Annotated in this window: 17 protein-coding genes and 1 riboswitch; of the genes, 5 read left to right on the plus strand and 12 right to left on the minus strand. The window is 46.2% G+C overall.

The window, feature by feature from the left end; all coding sequences use genetic code 11:
* Positions 1–8: 8 nt before the first annotated feature.
* Both GQF01_RS16370 and GQF01_RS16375 read right to left on the minus strand, forming a co-directional pair.
* A complete protein-coding gene (locus GQF01_RS16370) occupies positions 9–308 on the minus strand; it encodes a response regulator transcription factor (protein ID WP_161407815.1) in 300 nt (99 codons plus the stop codon).
* Positions 305–1,339, minus strand: a complete 1,035-nt coding sequence (locus GQF01_RS16375; RefSeq protein ID WP_161407816.1) for an HD-GYP domain-containing protein — start codon at positions 1,337–1,339, stop codon at positions 305–307. Before GQF01_RS16375 ends, GQF01_RS16370 begins: the two co-directional genes overlap by 4 nt.
* Before the next feature lie 439 nt (positions 1,340–1,778).
* On the opposite strand from GQF01_RS16375, the gene GQF01_RS16380 reads away from it, so the two are divergent.
* The gene (locus tag GQF01_RS16380) at positions 1,779–2,336 is read left to right on the plus strand and encodes a collagen-like protein (RefSeq protein ID WP_161408220.1); all 558 of its coding nucleotides are present in this window, start codon (positions 1,779–1,781) and stop codon (positions 2,334–2,336) included.
* A 66-nt stretch (positions 2,337–2,402) separates the two neighbouring features.
* Here GQF01_RS16380 and GQF01_RS16385 read toward each other — a convergent pair whose 3' ends face one another.
* The 7 genes from GQF01_RS16385 to GQF01_RS16415 all read right to left on the minus strand — a co-directional run bounded on the left by GQF01_RS16385 (position 2,403) and on the right by GQF01_RS16415 (position 12,973).
* On the minus strand, positions 2,403–4,103 hold the full coding sequence (locus tag GQF01_RS16385; protein WP_161407817.1) for a glycosyl hydrolase: 1,701 nt from the start codon (positions 4,101–4,103) through the stop codon (positions 2,403–2,405).
* Between the two features lie 274 nt (positions 4,104–4,377).
* The gene (locus tag GQF01_RS16390) at positions 4,378–6,600 is read right to left on the minus strand and encodes a glycoside hydrolase family 88/105 protein (protein WP_161407818.1); all 2,223 of its coding nucleotides are present in this window, start codon (positions 6,598–6,600) and stop codon (positions 4,378–4,380) included.
* Between the two features lie 16 nt (positions 6,601–6,616).
* Positions 6,617–8,332 carry a hypothetical protein gene (locus GQF01_RS16395; protein ID WP_328803471.1) on the minus strand — a complete coding sequence of 572 codons (1,716 nt, stop codon included), beginning with the start codon at positions 8,330–8,332 and terminating at the stop codon, positions 6,617–6,619.
* A gap of 33 nt (positions 8,333–8,365) precedes the next feature.
* Positions 8,366–9,316 (minus strand): sugar phosphate isomerase/epimerase family protein, encoded by a 951-nt coding sequence (locus tag GQF01_RS16400; RefSeq protein ID WP_161407820.1) that lies wholly within the window; start codon positions 9,314–9,316, stop codon positions 8,366–8,368.
* A gap of 107 nt (positions 9,317–9,423) precedes the next feature.
* Positions 9,424–11,100: a type 2 periplasmic-binding domain-containing protein gene (locus tag GQF01_RS16405; protein ID WP_235959816.1), complete on the minus strand. Its 1,677-nt coding sequence runs from the start codon at positions 11,098–11,100 to the stop codon at positions 9,424–9,426.
* A 61-nt stretch (positions 11,101–11,161) separates the two neighbouring features.
* Complete coding sequence (locus GQF01_RS16410) at positions 11,162–12,034, minus strand: carbohydrate ABC transporter permease (protein WP_161407822.1); 873 nt, start codon at positions 12,032–12,034, stop codon at positions 11,162–11,164.
* A 15-nt stretch (positions 12,035–12,049) separates the two neighbouring features.
* Positions 12,050–12,973, minus strand: coding sequence for an ABC transporter permease (locus GQF01_RS16415; RefSeq protein WP_161408221.1), 924 nt, complete (start codon positions 12,971–12,973; stop codon positions 12,050–12,052).
* A 183-nt stretch (positions 12,974–13,156) separates the two neighbouring features.
* Between GQF01_RS16415 and GQF01_RS16420 the strand changes: the two genes are divergently transcribed.
* From GQF01_RS16420 to GQF01_RS16435, 4 genes are all read left to right on the plus strand, one after another.
* Entirely contained in the window at positions 13,157–15,019 is a 1,863-nt protein-coding gene (locus GQF01_RS16420) for a cache domain-containing sensor histidine kinase (protein ID WP_161407823.1), read from the plus strand.
* Entirely contained in the window at positions 15,006–16,574 is a 1,569-nt protein-coding gene (locus GQF01_RS16425) for a response regulator transcription factor (RefSeq protein WP_161407824.1), read from the plus strand. Before GQF01_RS16420 ends, GQF01_RS16425 begins: the two co-directional genes overlap by 14 nt.
* Before the next feature lie 313 nt (positions 16,575–16,887).
* The gene (locus GQF01_RS16430; protein ID WP_235959948.1) at positions 16,888–18,408 is read left to right on the plus strand and encodes a sensor histidine kinase; all 1,521 of its coding nucleotides are present in this window, start codon (positions 16,888–16,890) and stop codon (positions 18,406–18,408) included.
* A gap of 179 nt (positions 18,409–18,587) precedes the next feature.
* Positions 18,588–18,785, plus strand: coding sequence for a hypothetical protein (locus GQF01_RS16435; RefSeq protein ID WP_161407826.1), 198 nt, complete (start codon positions 18,588–18,590; stop codon positions 18,783–18,785).
* Between the two features lie 20 nt (positions 18,786–18,805).
* On the opposite strand, the gene GQF01_RS16440 is transcribed toward GQF01_RS16435, so the two are convergent.
* The 3 genes from GQF01_RS16440 to ade form a co-directional block, all read right to left on the minus strand.
* A complete protein-coding gene (locus GQF01_RS16440) occupies positions 18,806–21,217 on the minus strand; it encodes an EAL domain-containing protein (RefSeq protein WP_161407827.1) in 2,412 nt (803 codons plus the stop codon).
* Positions 21,218–21,251: 34 nt separating this feature from the next.
* The gene (locus GQF01_RS16445; RefSeq protein WP_202556412.1) at positions 21,252–22,781 is read right to left on the minus strand and encodes a methyl-accepting chemotaxis protein; all 1,530 of its coding nucleotides are present in this window, start codon (positions 22,779–22,781) and stop codon (positions 21,252–21,254) included.
* Between the two features lie 80 nt (positions 22,782–22,861).
* Positions 22,862–22,953: riboswitch (cyclic di-GMP riboswitch) on the minus strand.
* A gap of 516 nt (positions 22,954–23,469) precedes the next feature.
* Positions 23,470–25,263: an adenine deaminase gene (ade, locus tag GQF01_RS16450; protein WP_161407828.1), complete on the minus strand. Its 1,794-nt coding sequence runs from the start codon at positions 25,261–25,263 to the stop codon at positions 23,470–23,472.
* Between the last annotated feature and the right edge of the window lie 113 nt (positions 25,264–25,376).

Below are 25,376 nucleotides of genomic sequence, written 5' to 3' on the forward strand. Positions count from 1 at the left end.
CTTTTTGTTTAATTCATGCCCACTGATTTCACTAAAGTCTTCTCATTCGTAAGCCCTGAAACCATTAACGCTTGCTGCAAAAGTAGCGCCAGCAACCGGCGCATCGACCCGATACCAATTTTACTCATAATATTCGCCAAATGAATCTTGACCGTTTTCTCGCTAATGCAACAGCTTTCGGCAATTTCCTTGTTGGTGTACCCGTGAGTTGCGATTAGGGAAAGAATTTCCGATTCTCGCTGTGTCAGTCCATAATTCGTGAAAAATTGTTGCAAAACTGTATTCTCTGCGTTTGAATTATGCATCATACAACAACTTCCTTTATATGAATGTGGCGTTCTCGGCTAAGATCTACAAATAACTCATCCACTTTCACAAGCGGATTTGTATCATCTGTAGGATTAATATAGACGACTTCTGCCCATCGACCATCCGTTAGTTTCACTTTCCTGCCAACTAAACTTCGAATCATATTCTTCAGCAACACGGATACGATGTGCGGATCCAACTCTCCAAAAAGGCCTGCCCGCATCTGTCGCACGACTTCATAGAATGGCATCATGTCTTGGTAAGGTCTATTCGAGGACATGGCATGGAACACATCGGCAACGGCAACAATACGGCTCAAGCGGTCAATTTGGCTTTCTTTCAAACCCATGGGATATCCACTTCCATCTGCTCGCTCATGGTGCTGCAAGGCAACAAGTGATACTCGGTAGTGAACTCCAACAGTTTCCCTAAGCATGTTATAGCCACGAATGGTATGCTGTTTCATTTCATTGAATTCTTCTTTGGTTAATTTCCCCGGCTTATGGAGAATGTCCTGCGATATTTTAATTTTCCCGACATCGTGCAAAGTAGCGGCAAGCGTCAACAGTGCTACCTCTTTGTCATCCATCTTAAGCCATTTTCCGATTAGTGTCGAAAGGATGCCTACTCCGACATTGTGCTGATGTGTGTACTCATCTTTGGCTTTCACAGCTTCAAGTAATTCAAATAAATCAGTGTGTTCGGCCGCTTGTTGTACGATAGGAATGAGTTGATTTCTAATTTCAAACAACGGAATCTTCTTCTCTGACTCCATTTGCTCGAAGAATTGTTTGGCGAACTGGGAAGCTTTCTGTACTAGAATTTCTGAAGAATCTTGGGAGTCGGTAACCTCTAGTTCTTGTTCCAATAGCTCTTGGGGATTTGTCGTAATAATATCCATGAAGTCAATACGATGCTGTCTGAATAAATCTAAATGTTCGGCCGTTAGAACCGTTAAGCTTGGCGCTAATACGAGTCCATAGCTCGTTGTTACATCGTATTTCAACATTTTCCCCGTAAGTTCTCTCAATTAACCCCGCCCCAATTATTTCAAAATATAACCAATTTCTATTATATACGACAAATTAGGATACAACCATGGGAGGTAAATCCCGTATTTCTCCTTTATTACTAGGATAAAAAGACTAGGTCATTCATAAATCAAAATATTATTAGGACTATTGGTATAGTTTGGCAAAATCACTCCTATTGACCAGTTCTAACCGTGACATTCGTCTATCCCCCTGCATATAGTAAGTATCGCCTAATCCGCTTTAACCTAAGGAGGACTTACATTCATGACTTCAAACAAAAAACAAGAGACTCGGAATTTGGAACGGGACAATGACGTATTGCAGCAGCCCGAAATTGCCCCTGCGTATGAAGAATCCTATCCTCAACCCGCGCCTTACGCATACGGCTATCCTGTGCCGCAAGCTTACGCTTGGGTACCTGTCTATGACACACGCATGCTTGGACTTCCTGGCTTCCCTGGTGTAGGCTTGCCCGGCACTGGAAACCTGACACCAGGTTTCCCTCAGCCCGGCTTATCTGGTTTCCCAGGGCAACCTGGTTTCCCAGGGCAACCTGGTTTCCCAGGGCAACCTGGTTTCCCAGGGCAGCCTGGTTTCCCAGGGCAGCCCGGTTTCCCAGGACAGCCCGGTTTCCCAGGACAGCCCGGTTTCCCAGGGCAGCCTGGTTTCCCAGGGCAGCCCGGTTTCCCGGGGCAGCCTGGTTTCCCAGGCTCCGGAGGGCCAGGTGGCAATGAGCAAGCACCCACATCGGCTCCACCTGCGTACACTCCGCAAAAGCCGCAATCTGTGGCTGGTTCTACATTCGCTGTAGATCCGGGCGGCATTAGACGCTGCATGTTCCGCTTCACCTATGTATGGCTAAGCAATGGCCAACAGTTCTGGTATTACCCGACTTTTGTCGGTCGTAATTCCATTGCCGGCTTCCGTTGGAATGGCTTCTCTTGGATGTTTTTCGGAATTGATTTACGTTTCATTGATTCCTTTACTTGCTAGTAGCCAAAGAAAAATAAATGCAGAAAGTCCGTCACACACATTACGTGGATGTCGGACTTTTTCGTATTAGACGGCAGCTGTGTAGATCGCCATCCCCGTTATGCCTGGATCACCTGTGATCCGCCGTATATCCATATTCAATACGCCGTCCTTCACACTGACACTGTAAGGACCGTATTTGGCCCAGTTATTTAGCGGTAGCAAACCGATTGGAGCCGTTGTCACCTGCACACCTTCAAGAGCTACATCAAAGGCGCATGCATTTACTTGATAACTTTCCATGGACCAAATATACACTTGATAACTGCCATTAGACAGCGTTTGAGCAACCGTAAAACTGGATTCTGAAGCGTACACTTTAGAATTAAGCATTACGCTTGAAGCGATGTCAACAGCAGGAACCGGAGTAATGGCTGGTGAATTTTCGTAAGTTTTTACTTGGGATGAATAAAAGACGAAAGCATGATCTCCTGCCAGCCATCCTTGTTCGTCGATCGTGACAGATGACCCACCAAAATTAATGCCACGAACAAAATTCGTATAAATGGCATCGGTTGTCACAGTAAGCGGTGGCGTAAAAGCAGAATTATTCCCCGCAGCATCTTTGGCTTTTACCAAGAAACGGTACGCCGTATTCGGCGTTAGACCAGTGACAGTAAAGCTGGTCATTGTTGTAGTTCCCGCTAAAGTTGTGTTATTTACATAAATTTCGTATCCCGTTACGCCAATATTATCTGTCGAAGCTGTCCATGCCAGTGTAACCGAGGTCATTGTCTTGGAAGACACCGCCAAGTTCGTCGGCATTGTCGGCGCTTGAATATCCGGAGCTGGCATCGTGACCTCACTTCGATTCAACGTTCTTGTTACGGAAGTCGTGTATAAGGCATTTCGCTGAGATGAGGTATTATAGTCATACAGATGATTCGCCCACACCATGAACCATGCCCATTTGGGTTGGTTAGTAAAGGCTGAGCTTGGGAATAATTGGCCGATCTCTGCAACGGCAACTGGTTTGCCACCTGATAGGGCCACGAGACCCTCATAATATTCCTGCTTAAAGGGTTCGCTGCCATACATATATAAATCCGTGCCTAAGATATCGCATTTGCTCGTCCCTACGAAATGTGTCAAGTAAGGGTTAATATCTGAACTCTTAGGCGCATTCGCATTCCAAACCCAAAGTAAGTTATTTAAGCCATGATAATTCGTAAACCGATCATACATAATGTCCCAGAGTACTCGATAGTTTTGCTTCTTCCCCCACCAGAACCAGCCACCATTCATCTCGTGGTACGGGCGCCAAAGAACAGGAATATTGGCATCTCTGAGCTGTTTCAAAAAGACCGCAACCTTATCATACTCCAAGATAAGCCAATTGTACTCCGCTGTACCTGGTGTACATACACGGTTGAATTCCGCATCTGTCGTACTCCTTTGCACATTGGACCACGTATAGGTAGTGAGCGGATAGTTCTGGTGCCACATCATAGTCACAATACCGCCACTTTGAACATATTTCTTCGCTGCATTCGTTACATTCTGTCTTTGAGTTGTGACCTGTGCAGCTGTCTGACTTGAAATAGGTCCCATTTCATACCCGGCAACTCCAGGGTAATCACCGTACAACTTGTTGATTTCATTGACGTAACCATTTGGGTCCTCCAGCCAGTTATGAATACCCGTTAATGTTTTGGAACCTGATATCGTATACAAGTAATTCAAAACATCAATCGTTTTCTGGCTAGCCTTTGAATTAATCGGAAGCATCCTCCTACTCACCTCGCAATGTTATGGTTTAATTGCATACTTTTTATATGAATCTAGCAGACTTCCTTCTGCCATAATCCTATACTATGCACCTTTAGCACTATTTGCTTAGGTAAACTGTAATAAATTGTAGAAAACACAAAAAAACCTCTACTATTTTGAGAGAATCTCTCTCGCATACTAGAGGAATGAACTATGAATACCATATTTTGTCAGTAATCGACAAATATAAATAGAACTTTTTAAGCATAAACTCCGCCGTGACTGACTGTCCTTACCCCTTGCTTGCGAGCTCCATTAACCAACCCTTCAGCTTAACGATCTCCGTACCCGCCAGCATCATAATGCCTACCCCATGGTTATCGTTCGTAACGGTAAGCAGATCTTTCTTGTAATAGTCGGCTGTAAAAGCGTACCTTGAGCCGCTGCAAACGCCATGCACATTCCCCTGTGCGTCAATAGCATACCGCGTCAGGCCATCCCAAGCTTTGAGCGCGGCCTGAATGTACTGCTGTGGCTCCTCGAACCAGCCGAAACGGACGCCTCTGGCAAACGAATACGCAAACATCGCCGTGCAAGAAGCTTCTTGGTACGCGTCCGGATCATTCAACACCTGATGCCACAATCCGCTCTCTGCTTGAAGCTCGGCATAACCCGCGCACAGCTCGCCAAAGAAGTGGATAAGCTCAGCGCGAAGCGCATGATCTGCCGGCAATGCCTCCAGCACCTCGGTGAGGGAGAATAAGGTCCATCCGTTGCCGCGTCCCCACGGAATTCTTGTCGGCATCCCGTATTTGAAATCAAATACGTGGGACATGAGGCGCTGCTCCGGCATAAACAAGTAGTTCCGGAACAATAGGAACTGCTTGGCCGCTTCATCAAGCGCTTCACGGTTTCCCGTTACCGCCGCATAACGGCACAGGAAAGGCGTGCTCATGTAGAGATCGTCGGCCCACATGGTATTCTCCGAATACTCATCCTGACACACGCGATAAAAGGCTCCGTCTTCCTTCCGCTCCAGCTGCTGCAGCATGAAGTTGGCAATCCTTTCAGCAATTGGCAGGTAACTCGAATGTTTATCTTCTTTATATGATTCCAGCATGGCAGATCCGAACGAGCCGCAGTTGTCGAGCATTTTCATCATGACCAACTGCTGATTAATAGCCGGGAACCCATACTGCTCGCGGTCCCAGAGCGAATACTCGAACATGTCGGTACAGCTTTGAACGTGCTCCTGCGCATACGTGAGAATATCCGGCCGCTCCAGTAAACGACCTGTTTGCAGCAGACCATAGACGGTCACCCCCAGCGGATAATCCCAGCGAGCAAAGTTGGTAACATTCCCGACGGTCCATTTGTTACTCAGCATGGCGTTCTCATAGTAGGGACGAATCCACGTCTCAGGGCGGTCTAAGCGCCAATACTGGTTCGCAAAAACGCGCTTCGTCGTGGCGATTTCGTTGGTATTCAGCTCCATATCGGCATCAAAGGGACCCAAATAGAGCCATGCCTCACCCGAACCATGCACATCAACAGGCGAATGGAACGGCACCTGTTCTCCGCCCGCGTGCGCATGCAGCGTAAAGCCCCACGAACGTGAAGCGGGTTCACACTCGCTGCGGACAACAACATCATGTTTGCCATAAGCAAGCGGCACTTCGACTTGGAAGCTGCCTTCCGTCTTCGTCGCTGCCACCTGATGGCCGTCTACCCAAACCGTCAGCGCCCCTGTTGTGGCCCCCTGTAGCACATAAGAGACCTTGCCGCTGCTGACAGCATCCAGCTGAGTCCAAGCATATGCCACCTTTCCGGGTTGCAGGCCGAACAAGCGCTCACAAACCTGCATGGCTAATTCCTCTTCGCTCCAATTGCATGCCGGCAACCAAGTGACGCCGTGCTCCTTCTCGGAAGAAAACGCTGCGGGCAGTGGGCTCCTCTCGTACAGATCAGAGTCGACAGGAACAGAGTAGACCCATCCTGCTTGCCCCACTCTTTCTGCAAAAGGAGAACGCACATTCAGGATTCTGACTTTAGCTTCGTCGGATCCGAATAAACATCCGAAGCCTGCTGGGGTCATTTTGGCTTTTATCAAGAGACGATTCCAGCCTTTTACGAAATTCAGGTTTAACTTGACGGTGGCATCAGGCTTCAGCTCATCCATAACGTTGGAACGATAGGAGAGTTCATCATTAAAATAAAACTGAATCGGGCCCAAGCAACGCATCAGTACGTCTAGATTCCGATCACTATCACTCCATACAAGCGAGTAAGCATAGGAAATTTGTCCCTGCCTTGCCTCTGGGAATCTATGGCGAAGATTGAGGTCGAATAAGCCCTCGTCATTTTGCAAAATGCCTGACCGATTGAACGCCCGAAAGGCGAACGGCACAGGAGGATTGGCCCCGATATACCGGTCAGCAAGCACTTTAAGCATGCGTTTCTCGTCACGACCTAAGCGCGACTGAATGCTCTCTTGCTCATTGAAATAGGTTGTCATCTCTCCACAATCCTTTCTACAGCAGCCGTACCGTGAAGGTTCGGTCGAATGGCGTCACTAGGTTCACGTGGACATATTGGCAGCCCGCCGGGTGCTGATCTTCTCGAAGTATAGGCAGCAAGTGTTCGAAAGCTCCTGTGGATATTTCAATGCGGTCTTCCTCCACTTGATAAGTCATAGACCCGCTTTTGAGGAAATATTTCCCGTCTCCTGCATCCTGCAAATCTTCCCCCTCTGCTGCTCCTTCATTGCCCAGAATAAAGGTCAGCTGCGTAAAGATGTCTTCACGCTCATCGGAATGAATGCGGATTGTCCAATCGGATTCATTGGGTCTGATCTCCACCTGCAGCTCATGCGTTTGCAAATGTGTCATCGGCCGATGCTGATGCGGCAGCAAATACCAAGGACTTACCGTGCCTTTCGCCGAAAGGGGAAGGTGCTGCTGCGGGATAGGTCCGTTGTAGCCTTTTTCCATAACGACTCCTAGTCGATAGACGCCATCTTCAGCGGTTAACTGATCGAATTTGACGATACCCGGAGAGAAGGACGTAGACAGCTTAATGCCCAGCAGCCTTACTTTCCCATGACGAAGCGAAAAGAAAGACGGTGTTTGCGGCATAATCGTTATGCTCTTATCCTTCTCGCGAATGCGTACGACTGGCGCGCCGAATGCCAAATGCATGGAGCTGTGCTGAATTTTCAGATGATGGCCGACTGCATCAATTAAGCCCAAGTGCTCATTCATAGGGTGCAGCTGATTAAGGATGCAAGTATAGTGATCAGGCAGCTCAGCACGATCCAAATCACGGATAGTCTCCTCGATTTCTGGATAAAGCAGTACGTGAAGCAGAGCATTATTGTTTACGCCATCAGGACGTTTGACGAAAGCGGCCGCATAATCGCACATAGCAGCAAAAGCTGGATCCTTGTCATGTGCGGCCATCAGACGATAAATCGTATAGTAGGTAGCCATGTCGTAGGTTTGGCCGAAATCCTGCCGGCCTGAATAGTCGGTTACCACTTCCCCTGACGGATGGATCAGGTAGACCATCATGCGCAGATTTCGGCGCACGCTATCCAATAATTCGGGACGATGCAACAGGCGGGCGGTATGATACAGCGCAACATTGCTGACGGCATTGTAGATCCCGTTGCTCCGCTCGGTCCATTCGCCATCTGCCGTAATGTCCAAGCCTTCAGCCAGCCATTCATCCGCTCGCGCGAGGAGCTCCGGCCTCTTGAAAATATCATACAACTGGGCTAAAGCAGCCGTAAGCACCCAGCGATGATTCGGCGTATGACAGCCGCCTGTCAGCATGGCCGGTATCGTACGTTCAAGAAACAGCTTTAATTTGTCTGCTATCGGCTGTAAGGCCGCCCAATTATGACCAGCCAGCAGCTGATAAATCTGCGCTACGCCGCCAATCACGAATCCAGTGTCAGGCGGAGAGTTATAATTGGTTGAACCCAGCGAGATCGTCCCGTCCGCATGCTGCCTGTTTAGCATAAAAATGGCCGATAACTCCAAGGCAGCTGATATTGACTCGCTATGGTAGAATCTGGAGTCTGGATTCACCAAAGCCGTTGCCCATGCAGCGATATAAACCGGCGTACTATGATGGCTTGCGCGCGCAATGCCCGTCTCATCTATCACGCCGCCGTAATACTTGGATGCTGGATCGAGCACTTGTTTGTCTAGCGCAGATGCCGCCAGATCGTCGTTATTTGCCACTAATCGCTTATATATGAAGTCCATTTGTATCACCTATTGTCCTTTCCTAGCTGCTATTTTACTTGTAATAAGCCTGTGGCTCTCATCGATCTCATCCGGTTGACAGACTGCCTTCAACTCGTACACTTTAACCTCAGCCATGTCGATAGCCTCAAGAAAGTGATCAAAGTAATGTGGATCTTTACTATGCACATAGGGACACCAATGGTCGGAAAGCCCTAGTGTTTCATGAATATGCACACCATAAATGTAGCGCTTAACTTCCTCTAACTCTTTCAAATTATCGTACAAACCCATTCGATCCATCATCATAGCATGACCGATGTCATACCACAGACGAACAGGACTGCCCTCCAAATTGTCGCAAATCGTTTTGGCTTCCATCAGCGTCGGCATCTGATACGATCTCGATCGCGTTTCGATGCCAAGCGCAATTGCCCATCCTTTTTTCGCTGCATAATCACTTACTTCGTCCAAGCTATCTTGAATCCGTTTCGTATACCTAGGACTCAGCTGCTCGCGCCTTTCCATCATATTCTGCCACAGCGCTTGATACGCTGCCGACTCCCTCCCGTGATCCTGATACAGCTTCTTCAAATCCAGATCGATATTATAAGCAAATGGCACTTCACCAGGATGTACGACTACGGCTTTGGCGCCATATCGATTGGCATACGCCATGGACCGAATGAGCAGCTCCACCGAGCGCTTGCGCTTCTCTTCATCATCAAAACCCAGCATGACGGAATCGGTATCATAATCCTCATCGTTGATGAACGGAAATACATTATGTACACTCGAAATGCCAATTTCCCCTTTGTCGATCATCGGTTCAATGGTTCTCATCATCTCTTCGGTCACATTGTAATTCAGCTCTACATACCGGAAGCCCAGTCCCTTAATTTCCTCCACCATATCCCGGCCATTGGTATGTTTCTTACTATTCCAGCAGGTTGAAAACGAATATTCGCCTTTGTCGATCATGTCATGCCTCCTCTATGTTAGGAAAAAGGCCAGATCACCCTTCTCCATAAGTAGGGGATGAACTGGCCTTTCTACTTGGAGCTAAGCCCGTGGACAGCCGCGGCAAATTACTTGACTGCTTCCATTTGTTGCTTCGCGATAATCATCGCATCCTTCGCAAGGAAAGCTGTGTCTTTATTCTCTTGATACCATTTGTTCATGAAATCTTCGAGCTGTTGACCGCCTGCTTTCGCCCAAGCCGCTTGCGAATCTTTAATCGCTTGATCTGGTGTATATTTAGCGCCGCTAAGAATTGCTTTAACGAATAAGTCGCCTTTTTCCTTCAGAATCGTTGTGTTAATGACTTGAAGATCGGCACTATACACAGGCATGTGGTCACCTAAAGTAATCCCAGGATATTCTCTTTGCGGGTCAAAATAGAGCTTCTGAACTTCCTTATACATATCCATTCCCGCTTTTTGCGCTGGCACTTCCGCATTGAAACCATTGAGTACATACGTACATTTATCAACGCCCGATGAGAAGAACATCGTATAGTCATACGCGTAGCCTACTTCATTTTTAGACTTAGCAGGATCTATCGCTTGTGGACAACCATTCGGAGCTTGCTTCCAGTGGGTACCTTCGTCTCCATTGACAATCTTTTTAGCCGTCTCCGGCTTCATAATAAAATCAAGATAGCGGCCAACAGCTTCCGGGTCCTTCGCTTTGGCATTCACAACGGTCGTCATCTGAACCGGATTATCGATTGCGCCCGTAAATGTCCCTTGCGGAGACTTCGGATAACCTAATGGTGCCACGCCCGCTCCAGGTGCATTTTTCTGCAATGTCGTAAGGTCGTTCATGACAAAGTCATACCAGCCTCCCGTGAACTTCACGTAAATACCGATCTTTCCATTCAAAAAGTCCTGTTTCGCCTTAGCGCCGTCTTTATCGTTAATATAGTCTTTATCAATCAAACCTTCATCATAGAGACGCTTCTTGAAGGTAAGCGAAGCAAGTTCTTTGTCCCACGCACGGACCACTTTGCCATCCTTAAGATCCCAAGCTAGCAGCGAGCTAGATGAACTCTCACCGAACATCTCATTGATGGCTTGCTCGGAATATGTGCTCATATTGAGGCCATACGTATCCTTTTTCCCGTTACCATCGGGGTCTTGGTCTGCGAATGCTTTCGCGACATTCAATAATTCATCGGTTGTTGTCGGCATAGCCAGATTCAATTTCTTTAACCAATCTGTCCGAATGAGCAAAATATGAGCCGGAACCGCTTCTTTGACCTTACCGATCTCATACAGCTTGCCATCGGGTTTCGTCCCTGCTTTTTTCAATTGTGGATATTGCGTCAGCAGCTTCTGGTATTCAGGCATGTATTGTAAAATGTTATCAATAGGGAGCAGTTGCTTCTGATCATACAAGCTACCCCGAAAAGGAGTCGTGTACTCGTTGACGATATCCGGCGCAGAACCCGAGGCAAACAGAACATTCAGTTTCTTCGTTGAATCACTGCGCAGAATAGGAACATACTTCACGTTCACAGGTCCGTTCTGGTTAATCCATTTGCTCCAGCGATTCTCTTCATACGAACCCTCCGATGCAGGAACGGCACCGCGATCGTACATGGATACGGTCACATCTCCGCGCTTAGCCGGCTTCTCCTCCCCCGGTTTGCTGCTCGTCGTAGCTGCTGTTCCTTCTGTTTTATCACTGCTGCAACCAACCAACGTTGCTCCAAGTGCAACAACCCCTACGGTCATTCCAAGCCACAATCTCATGTTTTTCATGCGCATTTTCCCCCTGCAAAATTTTATAGTGAAGTTTTGTTAAACGGGAACACCAACGATATTAACCCTTAACGGATCCAAGCATTACGCCTTTGACAAAATACTTCTGCAAGAAAGGATAAATCACCAGCATAGGCACAACCATGACAACAACCCCCACAGCTTTCACCATCTCTGTAGCAACCGCAGCTTGCTCCTCACTATTCAGGGAAGGCGAGTTGAGCAGATCGTTTTTTTGCAGCATCGCTTGGACAACGACCGTTAAATTCATCATTTCGCTCTTGTTAATATACATCAGCACACTCATGAACGCGTTCCAATAATTAATGCCATAAAATAACGCTAGAGTGGCGAGCATCGGCATGGATAACGGCAATATGACTCGAATGAGCAGTGAGGTGTCACTGCATCCATCAATTCGCGCAGCTTCTTGCACTTCATAAGGAATGTTCTCAAAATAGCTTTTCATCAGCAGCATATTGTAAGTACTAATGAATCCTGTCAACCATAAGGACCAATAGGAATCGATGAGATGCATGTTTTTGACAACCAGATAAGTGGGAATTAAGCCACCAGCGAATAACATCGTGAATACCATGCCGAGAACTAGATAGCGACGAGCGAACAAATAGGATCTGGACAACGGATAAGCAGCTAAAATAGTGCCGAGCAAACTTAGTACCACGCCGACCACGGTAATGAATACGCTATTTTTGAACGCATTGAAAGCTGGGCTTGCGATGAAGAAAATTTTGTAGGCTGTGAACTGCAGGCCTATCGGCCAAAAGAAGACATGACCTGAGTCTACAGATGACCGATCACTCAGCGATAACGCTATGATATGAATAAACGGCAGGATGCAAGTTAAGGCAATACATGCAAGCAGCACGTAATTGATCGTATAGAAAAGCTTTTCTCCTCTAGTCGCTTTCAATACATGTCCTCCTCTCTAGAACAAAGCTTGATCAAATTTTTTGGCAATCTGATTGGCAATCAGCACAAGACTGCAGCTAATGACCGATTCGAAAAGTCCCATGGCCGTCGTTAAGCTGAATTGTGAGCTGCCCAGCCCTATTTTATAAATGTAAGTACTAATAACCTCCGACACGTCCGCAACAGCAGCGTTCTGTAAGTTATAAACCTGATCAAACCCAACCTCCATAATCTTCCCCATGGCTAATATCAGCAATAATATAATGGTGTGGCGAATGCCAGGAAGTGTTACGTGCCACATCTGACGCCACTTCGTAGCTCCGTCCATACAGGCTGATTCATACAGCGAAGGGTCAATGGTCGTAAGAGCGGCCAAGTAGATGATGGTACTGAAGCCCATTTCCTTCCAAATGCCTGAAGCAATGAAAATGCTTATCCATGAATTCGACTCGTATAGAAAGGTAATCGGCTCCAGATCGAATAGTTTGAGCACCTTATTGATGGAACCATAATCGGTTGCAAATAACGATAAGACGATACCTGATACAATGACCCAAGAGAAAAAATGCGGTAAATAAATGATCGTTTGCACCCATTTCTTGAACCACGACTTCCTGACCTCATTGAGCAAAATAGCCAAGAAAATGGGAACCGGGAATCCGAGTACCAGACTTAGAAAGCTCAGCCAAAAGGTGTTCCATATGATTTGGAGTGTACTCGCGCTAGAAAATAAAAGCCTAAAATTCTTCAGCCCCACCCACGGGCTATTCCATATGCCATCCGCAAAATTATAGGTTTTGAAAGCGATAACAAGTCCGCCCATAGGCCAATATTTGAATAACACATAATAAGCGATAACTGGAATTAGCATGATGAACAAAGGAATGTTTTGTTTTAATCGCCTGCTCCGGTTTAAAGAAGCTGTCTTGTGCAGGTGCATAGATGATGAAGTGACAGGAGGTTCTTCGATTCGACTGCTCATGCTTGCTCACTCCCTAATTCTTTGGTATGAATCCTATCATAGCGGGTTCATGTATCAAAACCCTTAAAAAATTATAGAAGATTCTATAAATTCATTAGGTAATGGATGGAAGCGATTTTTATATGAAAAAAATATTGTATAATGTCCTCAGCAACGTTATGGCTTGCAAACTATAAGCAAATTGGGGAATCTGAGATGCAAATCTGGCGACAACTACTCATAGGCATCAACCGCAGCTTCAGGATTAGATTAATTATTAGCCTGTCCGCCATCATTTTACTTGCCTTCGGAATTACCGGTTATTTGACTTATCAGTATAATCTGAAACTATTCGAAGAGGAAATCAGCAAGCAGTTTTCCCGCACGAATGAAGAGGCTTTGGCCAAAGTCGAAATGAAGGTTCAGGAGATTGTACGCGTCTCCCAGACCGTGGTCTTCAATCCGCAAATTGAAATGCTCATCAAACGAATCAATTCACAAGAGGATTCCGATGCCTTCAATCTCTACTATGATAAGAAACAAATTGAAGAGCAGATTTTCCAAATCAAATCCGACGCGCCTTACATTACTGGGATGTATCTGTATGATTTAAACGGAAATCCTTCTTATTTCAGCTACACGACTTCTGCGATCAAGAACTTGGATGACCCTACCTTTCAAACCATTCAATCAAAACTAAATGATACCTACGGGAATTTAGCCTGGATGAGCATGCCTCTGCCTAGCTCCATTGAGCCGAGTGGTTTCAGGCAAACGATTATTATCGCTAGGCTGATGAAAAATAGTGCCCTGCAGACCTACGGTGTTCTCGTGATGGCTGTGGATGAATCATTTTTTGCTGGCATATTAAAGGAATTAACCAAAGACGGCACAGGCGAAGTCTATTTGTACAACGAAAACAAGGAATTGCTGTATAGTAATTCCACGCATGAAACAGCTGAGAAAGCGCAGCTGCTAAGGGATATGAACGAAACCCGCGTGATGAACAATCATCTGTACGTACAGGGAGTATCCAAAGCGACCTCCTTCAAGCTTGTCAGCTCAACATCCCTTTCCGACATTCAACTTAAAAACAAAAATTTATCCAAACGCATTGTGTATACGGGCTTAATCAGTATTCTATTAACAAGTATTCTCATCGTCATCTCGACAGGCAAGCTCCTGAGACCGATCAAGGATCTGCTGCTTGGGCTGCGCAAAGTACGTTCCGGTGATTTCAGTGCCCGCATTGAAATCCGCACCAAGGATGAACTGGCCTATATGGGCGAGAGCTTCAATGCCATGGCCGAACAGGTCGGCAGGTTGATTACAGAAGTGTATCTCACACAGCTAAGCGAAAGAGAAGCCGAGCTCAAGGCGCTGCAGGTGCAGCTCAACCCACATTTCCTGCACAATATGTTTAATGAAATTTATTGGAAGCTGTATTTGCAAAATGAAAAGGACACCGCTGCCTTAATCGCTACCATTTCGGAAATGCTTAAATACTCCCTGATGCCCGTCCGGACACTGACAACCGTGAGGGAGGAATTCCAGCAAATTCGCAATTATGTGAAGCTGCAAACCGAATTATTCGAACCCGATCTGGAAACGATTATCCAAGCCGATGAGCAGGTGCAGGGCAGTGAGATGATGCGCTTCCTCCTCCAGCCTCTCGTAGAAAATGTATTCGTACATAGCTTTCGGAATAAGGTGTCCCACAAAGTCTTGCTTATTCGAGCTCGTCAGCATCCTGAGCATCTGGAAATTGAAGTGACCGATAATGGCTGCGGCATGGATGAATCTGCGATTGCCATTCTGCTCGGACCGAAGGGCACTTCGCTGCCACAGCGCTCAGATGGACGGGAACACCTTGGTGTTCGCAGTGTTGTTAGGCGGCTTGAGCTCGTTCACGGGCAGCCTTACCGCCTCGAAGTTGAAAGTGTTGTTAATAGCGGAACCACGATGCGCCTAATCCTGCCTAATCAACCAACAAGAAAGGAGCTGAGCCAGCATGTTGAAGGGTAACGTAGTGATTGTTGAAGACCAGCCTAACTTCCGTAAGGGCTTGATCAAAATGTTCGAAGAAGGACAGATTGGCTGGAACGTTGTCGGGGAGGCCAGCAATGGGCAAGATGCTCTGGCATTGGTCGATAAGGTCAAGCCTGACCTCGTGCTTACGGATATTCGCATGCCCGTCATGGACGGCATCGAATTTGTAGGGCATTTACGGAAACATTATCCGGACCTGCTGGTTATCATCCTTACAGGCTACAAAAATTTCGAATACGCCCAGGCAGCCGTCAGGCTCGGAGCACTCGATCTGCTTATCAAGCCTTGCACAGAGCAGGATGTCATGCAGGTTATGAATAAAGCCTCTGAGCGGTACTATGAGAAATACGCTCAGCAGCAGCATCTCCTTGCTCAGCGCATCTTGCAGCAGGATCAAGAGCTGCGTGCAGCTTTATTAAATCTGCCTTCGTCGTACGAGGCCATGAGGAACATGGATGAGCTTCTTCTGTCGAAGGAGTTATGGCTGCTTCAGCTCAGCAGCGAAGACTTGGCCCACAAAAACTACGGCAAATCGGACCTCAGCTTACTGCAATTTGCTTTCTCCAATATCGCCGAAGAGCTATTGAAGGGTTGTGGTATTCCTGCCAGGCTCCTCTTGGTCGAACACGATCGTTTCGTCGTGGTCGCGGGTAAGCCTGGGCCAGACGAAAGCTTCATCCAAGCTGTACAGGATGCTTCTTTAGAGTATTTGAACATGCGTGTGAGCGTTCAAGCTATGGGAGCTGCTCCCTCCTATAAGCAGCTTGCTGAATTTTATGAACAATTCAAGAGCAGTGGGACCTCTTCAGAGTCTGATGGCAGGCGGCTTGATAAAGAAGCGGGAACAGGCTCGGGCATGACGCTCTCCTTGAATCAAGCGAAAGTCAATGAGCTGGAGATGAAGCTCATGTCCGCTATCCTGATCGCACAGGAAAACGCGCTGCAGCAGCTTCTTAATCAGTTGCTTATCGATCTGTCCCATCAGTCGCCTGAAGATATGAAAATTCAAGCGCTAACGCTTTCGATTGCTATGCTGGGAACCATTCAAAAGCAGTTCGATCCTGACGGCAAAGAAGCGACAGCCCGCATACCGACCGACATGCCACAAGCGCATTGGACGGTGGAGGACGTCCTTCGCTGGGCAGATGCGCAGGTGAACAACTTCCTGTTTCTATTTAATAACTGGCAGGCGTCCAAAAGTGACAACGTCATCGAAAAAGCTACCAAATACATTGAGGAGCACTACAATGAGGAGTGCCGTTTGACGGATGTGGCCGCTCATCTTCACCTCAATTCCAGCTATTTCAGCGTGCTATTTAAGAAAGCAACCGGCGAAAGTTTTACCCGCTTCGTGACCCGCCTGCGCATGGATAAAGCAGCGCTATTGCTGCGAAACACGGATATGAAAATATTCGAGATCGCATGCGCCATTGGCTTCGACGAGCCGAATTATTTCACCAATGTATTCAAGCAGCAATTCCAGATGTCTCCCAAGGAGTATCGGAACTCTGATATTAAAATTGGAAAATGAATATAATTGAGGAGGACCTACATTTGATATAATAAAAGCCCAAATTCTCAAGCGCTTGAGAATTCGGGCTTTTTACATGTTCAATTAAATCCCTATAAAGTACTGGAACAGTTAATATATTAATGTCGAGCACACTAAAAAAAAACATCAAAAATTAACGAAATCCGTGACATAAACCGACATATATTGAATCCAACTTCGTTTATAATCTAAAAGATGAAGATTGCCAATTCTATACAAGAGTCGGGAGTGTTAACCGTTGGTCATCCAGATAATCAAACATATAGGCATCCCCTTTATTTGTTGCTTGACCATGGTATCATCCATAGCAATGGGGAATGCACCGAATATCACCGCAGTCATACTACTCGGCTGCGCGTTCTACCTCAGCATCGCCTTCGAGCGAAAGCTCCCTTTTTTAACCAACATCCAGTTTATACTCCTCGCGCTGTTTCATTGGTCCAGTCATTTGAATTGGTGTTTAATGCTGTATTATATTTTGATCGCCTTCTCCATTCAAAGCGGGCAGAAGTATGCCTTCACCATACAGAAAGCACTCATGTACATAGGTATATATACGATTATCCGTCTATCCTATGTACCCTTTACCACTTACAATCTCGTCGTTTCGATCTATGATATTGCAAGTGCCATTTTGTTCGTGCTGCTTTTACAATATGTGCTTAGATCTGAATCAGAAAAGAAACGTTTGCGCGAAGAAAATGATTATCTCACGACGCATGATCCGCTGACAGGACTGCTCAATTATGAGGGCTATGTAACCACCATTGAAAGCTTAATGATTAAACGCTACAATTTTGTTTTAGTTTTATTGGACTTCCAGGATTTCAAATCGGTAAATTACGAGAATATACACAATGGTAATGAAACATTGAATCAAATCGCGCTGTTGCTCGGCAGCATTTTCTATGATTCCTATGCCATGTCCCGTTACGCGGGAGATCGGTTTGCCCTCATTTTACCAGAGAAAGAGAACCTTATTTCTAACATTAGCGAATCCTTGGATTCGAATATTTTAGGCTTTCAAGTGACTTACAGCTTTGCTCAGCATCCTCTTGAGGCCTCAACAAAGGAAGAACTCATCTCTTTGGCCGAGGAGCGCTTGTTCCGAAGCAAACGCGAAATATGGCTTAAACGGGAGGAGCACCTATTCCGTTCCGAGAAAATGAAGATGATCGGCGAACTAGCGGCAGGGATGGCACATGAAATTCGCAACCCGCTTACAACGATCAAAGGCTTCATGCAAATCGCGACCAAAAGCCAATACAATATCCAGCCTTGGCATGAATTAATTATGAATGAAATTCGAAGAATGAATGAGCTGACTGCGGAATTCCTGCAATTCTCCAAACCGCATATCAGCAACATGAAGCCGGAATCTATCACGCAGTGTCTGGATCGCGTATTGTCATTAGCAGAATCGGATGCGCTTTATCGCGGGCATACCATCATTTTTGAAGATACAGAAGAAGCACTCTATATCTTCATCGATCGAGATAAAATTGTACAAGTCCTGCTTAATCTGATCCAAAATGCATTCGAAGCGATGACACATCCCGGCGATGTTCACGTGCGCATTAAACAGGAAAATGAACTCGCGATCATTGAAATCGAAGATTCTGGCGAAGGCATGTCCGAAAGTGAAATGGAGCAAATCTTCAATCCCTTCTATACCACCAAAGAAAATGGCACAGGTCTAGGTCTCTCCATTTGCCAAAAGATTGCCGTCGATCACGGCGGGGCGCTGGAAGTGAAAAGCGCGATTGGTCAAGGCTCCGTCTTTAGCTTTAAGCTTCCAACGGTTGAAGTCTAGCGGCCGGCTCCTTTTATAAGCACAACAAACAGCAGATCGGGAAGCTTCCCAGTCTGCTGTTTGTGCTATTCAATTTGCCTAACAATTTCCGTAAGAAACACGTTGTTTAAATCCTTTTATCGTCATACATTAGGTATCAGTAGTAGTCACAAAAATCCCCTTTGTAGGAGGAATAAGGAATGGCTGCAGAACCAAATAAACCTGTGTATTATGATGGAAGCGGTATCATTCAATTACCACCTGGGAAAACCGTTCCGGGGGACATCATTATTAAGCCTACAAATGTGAACAGTACGCCAGTCCCCATTCCTTATTTTCCTTATTTACCTTATAACACGGGTATGGACGATGCTGCCGCAAGAGACCGCCAGGGATAAGCCCTGGCGGTCCGTTTTTTTTACGCCATATTGTTCAGTTTGGCTCCTTTCACATAGATCGCTTCAAACTCCCCAGCTGTTAAAGGAGCTGCAAACAAATAACCTTGCACCTGATGGCAGCCATGACTTTTTAAATAAGCAAGTTGCTCCTCCGTTTCAACACCTTCGGCGATGACTTCTAACTTTAGACTGCGGCCCATGGCGATAATGGCCTCAATGAGTGAATGATCCGAATGAGGGCCGGAGATGCGCTGAACGAAGGACTTGTCAATTTTAAGTGAATTGATTGGAAATTTCTGCAAATAACTGATCGACGAATAGCCCGTGCCAAAATCATCCACAGCCAGCCTTACGCCCATGCGATTAAGGGTCCTCAGCTTCTCAAGCATACTGCTTCGATTAATTTCGATGCTTTCCGTCATTTCGAGTTCCAACCATTTAGGCTCCAATTGATACGTTTGCAGAATCTCATGAATCGAAGGAATGAACTGCTCATGGTGCAGCTGTACCGCCGATATGTTGACAGCCATCGAGACGGCACCTAATCCTGCGTCCTGCCATTTCTTCATTTGCTCTGCAGCCTTATGGAGCACCCAATGACCAATTTCAATAATTTGCCGGGATTCCTCGACAACCGGAATGAACGTCTGTGGTGAAATGCTTCCTAATTCCTCATTATGCCAGCGAAGCAACGCCTCCATTCCCACCAATTCGCACGTACACGCATCAAATTTAGGCTGATAAACTAAAGTTAACTCATCATTATCGATGGCGTGACGCAACTGCTGCTCAATCGCAACTCGCTGCGTAAACTTGGTTTTCATGTCTTTTCGGAAAAAGCGGTAATTGTTTGGCCCCTGCTCTTTCGCCGCATACATGGCCTGATCTGAATTTTTCAGTAAAATTTCTGATGATTGTCCATCCTGCGGATAGAGTGATATCCCTATATTGGTAGATACATAAAATTCTCTTCCGTCTACCTGCAACGGTATTTCCAATCTTTTCATGATATCGATGACATGATTCTCAGCAATCTCCCTGTCTCCATGCGGCAATAAGATAACAAATTCGTCCCCGCTAAGTCTTGAGGCTGAGCCATTCGCTGGCAGATTGCTTGATATTAACGCGGAGAATTGCTTCAGCACATGATCCCCAACAAGATGACCAAAGGAGTCGTTGATCCATTTAAACCGGTAAATATCCAGAAACAACACAGCCACAGTCTCCTGATTGTTATGAGCACGATTGAGGATATCTTCAATAAGCTGATTGAACTGGTTGCGATTCGGCAGACCCGTCAAATGATCATAGTAAGCCAACTTCTGAATGAGTTCCTCCGACTTACGGATCTCCGTCAAATCACGCAGATAGGCTGTATAAACAAGCTTTCCAGCATAAAATAGATTCGTTATGACGACCTCAGCTGGAAATTTCAGATGATTGGATCGGTAAGCCATGATTTCAAAGCGTTTACCAATGATGGAGTCAACCTTCTGCGTTAACTGTTTATACAAATCTGCTGCATCCTGCCCATCTTGATCGAATAGAAACAGGAGATCGAAGATCGTTAAATGAAGAGCTTCTTTCCTTGTGTAACCAAAAATCCCTTCGGCGGCTGGGTTGAATTCTATGATGCGACCCTGAGCTTTAAACATCAGAATACCATCAATAGCTGACTCTAAAATGGAAGCTTTGAGCGCAATTTGTTCGGCTAACCTTCTATCGGATGACAGGGAGCTAATAAAGCTAAAAGCGAAAATAAGGATGGTTCCGAAAGCAACATACATGGCGACTACGAAAAAGTCCATGCTCACGCCATTTCCACTTGCATGATGCGAGGCATCCTGCATGGTCATGATTGCCGCTGCCATACCCGTATAGTGCATTCCTGTGATGGCTATCCCCATAATTAAACCGCTGATGGCAATTCTTTGACTCCTTTTTATAAATAGATACAACGCAGTTATTGAAGCAAATATAGCAATAATAATGGACAGCATGAACGGTACAGGCTGATAACGAATCGTTACGTGCTGCAGGGCAGACATTCCGATATAATGCATGCCGCTAATAGCAAATCCCATCGTTGTTCCGCTTATGATGAGCTTCGTCCTGGTGAAGTTCCCTTGGAACGTGACGAACACCCCAATGAGCGCGCCAATGACGGCTACGATAATGGAAATACTTACAAGGGAGATGTCGTAAGTAACTCCTTCCGGCAATTCATAAGCCAGCATGGCGATAAAATGCATGGACCATATGCCTACCCCCATGACGATGGCACTGCAAATCATCCAGCTCTTCTGATACCAGCCCTCCGAAGATGACACTTTGCGCGCCAAATTAAGCGCTGTATAAGAGGCAAGCAAAGCAATGGTGAATGAAAGGAGAACTAGGACGAAATTATAACTTTCCGTTATCGGGTGATGCATATGTGATCCTCATTTCTTCATTACTGTTGGCAAGTTACTGTAGAGAAAATGTATGCTTCGTCTTCATCATGATCTCGTTCAGTGTATGGCTATGTTCTTCCAATTTGTCAGCTAAATCTGACGCTTTATTGATCAGCGTATCCTGTTCATCTGTTCGTTTACTCACTGATTTCACATTATCGGTTAGTTGGCTGGATAGTAAAGAAATTGCCTCCATCGAAGCGCTAAATTGCTGCGTGTTCGCTGACATTTGCTGTGATGTTCCGCTAATATCGCGCATTTGCGAAGCAACGGAATGGATCGAGCCCCTGATGCGTTCAAATGCGTGTCCAGCAGAGACAACAGCCTCATTGCCATGAGCGAAGGTACCAATGACTTGATCCATGGAATGAATGGAGGCTTGATTGTTCATTTGAATATCTTCAATTAGCTCTGCAATTTGCTTAGCGGACTCGCTCGTTTGCTCGGCTAATTTACGCACTTCTGTTGATACAATGGTAAATCCTTTACCGTGTTCTCCTGCGCGCGCCGCTTCGATGGCAGCGTTGAGGGCTAGCAAGTTCGTGCGTGAAGCTACATCTGTTATCAAATTGACGATTTGATTGATCTCTTGTGAGCGTTCTCCAAGCACTTTCACTTTCTCGGCCGTTGTATGAATGGCTTGATGCATAGATTGCATCTGCTGAACAGCCAACTGAATGGATTCATTTCCCTTCTCAGCCTCGTGCGCTGCATGGTCGGATAGCTCAGATGCGCTTGCCGAGTTTTCTGCAATGTGGCAAATATCTGTGAGCATTCCGCCTATCGCTTTCCGGCTAACTTCTACGCCGTTTTCTTGATCATTGGCAGCCTGCTCCACCTGATGCATCGTGTGAACGACCTCCATGGTCAAGCGATTAAGCTCGTTCGACTGAGCACTCAAACCGCTAGAATTCCGTTGAACCTCCTGAGAAGTATGTGCGAGGCTTTCGATAATTGATTTCACAGTTTGCTGCAGCTTTTGATTCTGTTCCTTCTCGAAACGCTGCGTGGCATGGCGGTTAGCGATAATTTGGTACATGACCGCGCCAATGAACAGAATGACGAAAACTAAATGAATGGCCACCATTGTAAACTCATACACTTTTGAACCGTAAACCAATTCAGGAAAAAAGAAGAAACCAAGCAGATGCTGGGCGGCAAAAAGAACCGTACTGCTCAGCAGCAAGGCAATGTTGTTATAATACATCAAGATAGCTAACACCATGAAAATAGAAAAGTGATACTCCACCATGCCTTTGCCCCCAGCAATAATCGACATGGAGCATAACGTTAAGGACAACGTATGAACAAGCGGGATCCAAGCATGTTCAGCGTGGAGACGAGACAGCACAGCTCCGGTGATAACAAGCGCGATGGGTGTCCAGAAAAACATTTGATCTAAAAAACCGTGTGAGAAAGCTGAATGCATGACTTCGTGTTCCATGAGCGAGTGATGAACAAAGCGGTTAATGGCATGGACCAACAAACTTAGGACGAGTGTCCCGATGACAATGAATTGCATAACACGGTTTTTCTCTTTCAAGCAAATTGCCTCCTTGGATGATGTTTGGACGAATAATAAAAAGACCATCCCGAATAAAGGATGATCTTGTATCCTTCCTACTCGGTAACCTGTCAACCATATCATACAAAAATGTATGTGTTAGGCCATGGCTTTGCGTCTCATTGTTTCCAATGATTTGCCTTTATCAATTAGTCAGTACTCGTACATGCTGTTTGTCTTAAATCTGATACTTATTATAGTGCGATAAATTTTAGTCTGTACATAGCAATTAATGTTGCATTATGTCGAAACAGATTAAAATATGCTAAGAAAAATAAAATGTCAACCGACCGAAAGCATCACTTGTGGCAAAATTTTATACATAGAGGCAGGAATAATTGCTTAGGGACTGGAATCCTCCTCGGCGGCAACCACTGTGGGAACTGGTGTTCTCCTCACCAACCCCATTCACAAAAATCCAGTGCACTGCTAAGGGAACTGGAGTCCGCTATTCCGTGGAAAACGAGCTATTTCCGCTCTGAGCGGAACTACAGTCGCTTATTCGGCCTCGATGGCAGGTTTTCCCGGTAAAATCGGCAAAATAGCGGACCGTAGTTCCCCCTACTGGTGGGAACAGCACATTTTCTGGGGAATAGCGTCCTGTAGTTCCCTCCCTCTAAACAAAATAAAAGGCCGCCCCTCTCATTGGGGCAGCCTCCTCTAGTCCTTAAACCAGTTCCACATCAATCAACTTAAACTGTGTCACGTCAACAATCCCACGGTTTGAAATCCGAATCTCAGGGATAACAGGCAGCGCTATCAATGAGAATGTCATAAACGGCGCGTTTAACGGACAGCCAATCTGTTTCCATGCTCCTTCCAGCTGAGCAACCTCTTCAACAACTTCAAGCAAAGACTTATCGGACATAAGGCCAGCAATCGTTAACGGTACTTGAGCCAGCACGCGGCCGTTCTCAACAACTATTGTGCCGCCTCCCAATTTAACTAGTTCATTAGCAGCGAGAGCCATATCCTTTTCATCAATGCCCATAACAATTAAATTGTGGCTGTCATGCGCTACAGTTGAAGCTACTGCGCCGGATTTCAATTGAAAGCCGCTTGAGAATCCAAGCGAAATTTCACCTGTGCCGCGGTGCCGCTCGATACAAGCTAGACGGACAACATCCTGCTGGATATCAGGCTGAATGATTCCTTGCTCGACACTTAGCGTAGCTGTCATCTTCGCTGTTCTTGCACTATTTTCAATCACCTGTATGACATTGACGCTCGTTCGCTCTTCTTTACCCCGACTCTTAAGCTGAAAGTCTTCTGCTGTGAGTTCTTCCTTCACATTCATGGAGCTGCGAATATGCGCAGGATACACGTAGGTAGGAAATTCTGCGACAAGCTTACCCTGATCAAAAATGACTTTCCCATCCGTAATGACCGTTACTGGTTCCACTTTTTGCAAATCATCGAGTAATAAAATGTCTGCGCACTTACCTGGAGTAATACTACCTAGATCTTTATCGAGGTTAAAATAGCGCGCCACATTAATGGTAACCATTTGAATCGCGGTGACAGGATCAACGCCCTCTTCAATGGCCCGGCGTACCACATGATTGAGATGCCCTTTCTCTACCAATGTTTGCGGGCTGACGTCATCCGTGACGAGGGAAATGTTAGACGTGTTCACTTTATCTTCGGTGACCACCTTGATGACCTCTTTGACATCGTGCCACGCGGAGCCTTCGCGAATCATCAGATGCATGCCCATGCGGACTTTGTGCAGCCCTTGCTCGCGCGTAACCGTTTCGTGATCGGAGGTCACGCCGGAAGCGATATAGGCTTGCAGCATACGGTCATCCTCGCTCGGGAAATGCCCCGTGACGGCCTTGCCGCTGTTAATTGTCGCTTCAATTTCGCCGCACATTTTGGGGTCCCCATAAACGACACCAGGGAAATTCATCACTTCACCAAGCCCGACCACATTATCCCACTGCAGTCCCTCTTCAATATCTTTCACTTCCAAGCTTGCACCCGCATCTTCCAAATCTGTCGTCGCAGGCACGCAGGACGGGAAGGTTGTGAATACTTTGAGCGGCAGTTGCTGCCCCTCTTCATGCATCAGCCTAACCCCTTCGGACCCAAACACATTGGCAATCTCATGCGGGTCCATGAAAATCCCAGTTGTCCCTTTGGGCAGCGCCGCCTTGGCAAACTCAGTGACATTAAGCATGGTACTTTCAACATGCATGTGACCGTCAAGGAATCCAGGAGCTATGTATTTTCCTGCTGCATCAATTACAACCGTTTGATCACCAATGGTGTGGTCTGCTTGCCCAACGAATGCCACACGTCCCTCTACCACGGCGACATCCATCTGCGCAATTAATTCCCCTGAATATACATTGACCAAGGTACCATTTTTAATGACAACATCAGCAAAAGCGCTGCCCATGGCGACTTTAGCCAGCTTCCCGCTCACTTCAACTAATTTATTTCTTTTATATTGAGTCATGTTCGTTATTCTCCCTATTATGAATTTCAACTTTTATTATAGCCGATTTAGAGGACAACCCAAAGCTGAGAAAACAATAAAAGACTACTCCTGCAAGGCTGCAGAAAATAGTC

Source organism: Paenibacillus silvestris, from assembly GCF_009882985.1.
Taxonomy (GTDB): domain Bacteria; phylum Bacillota; class Bacilli; order Paenibacillales; family NBRC-103111; genus Paenibacillus_E; species Paenibacillus_E silvestris.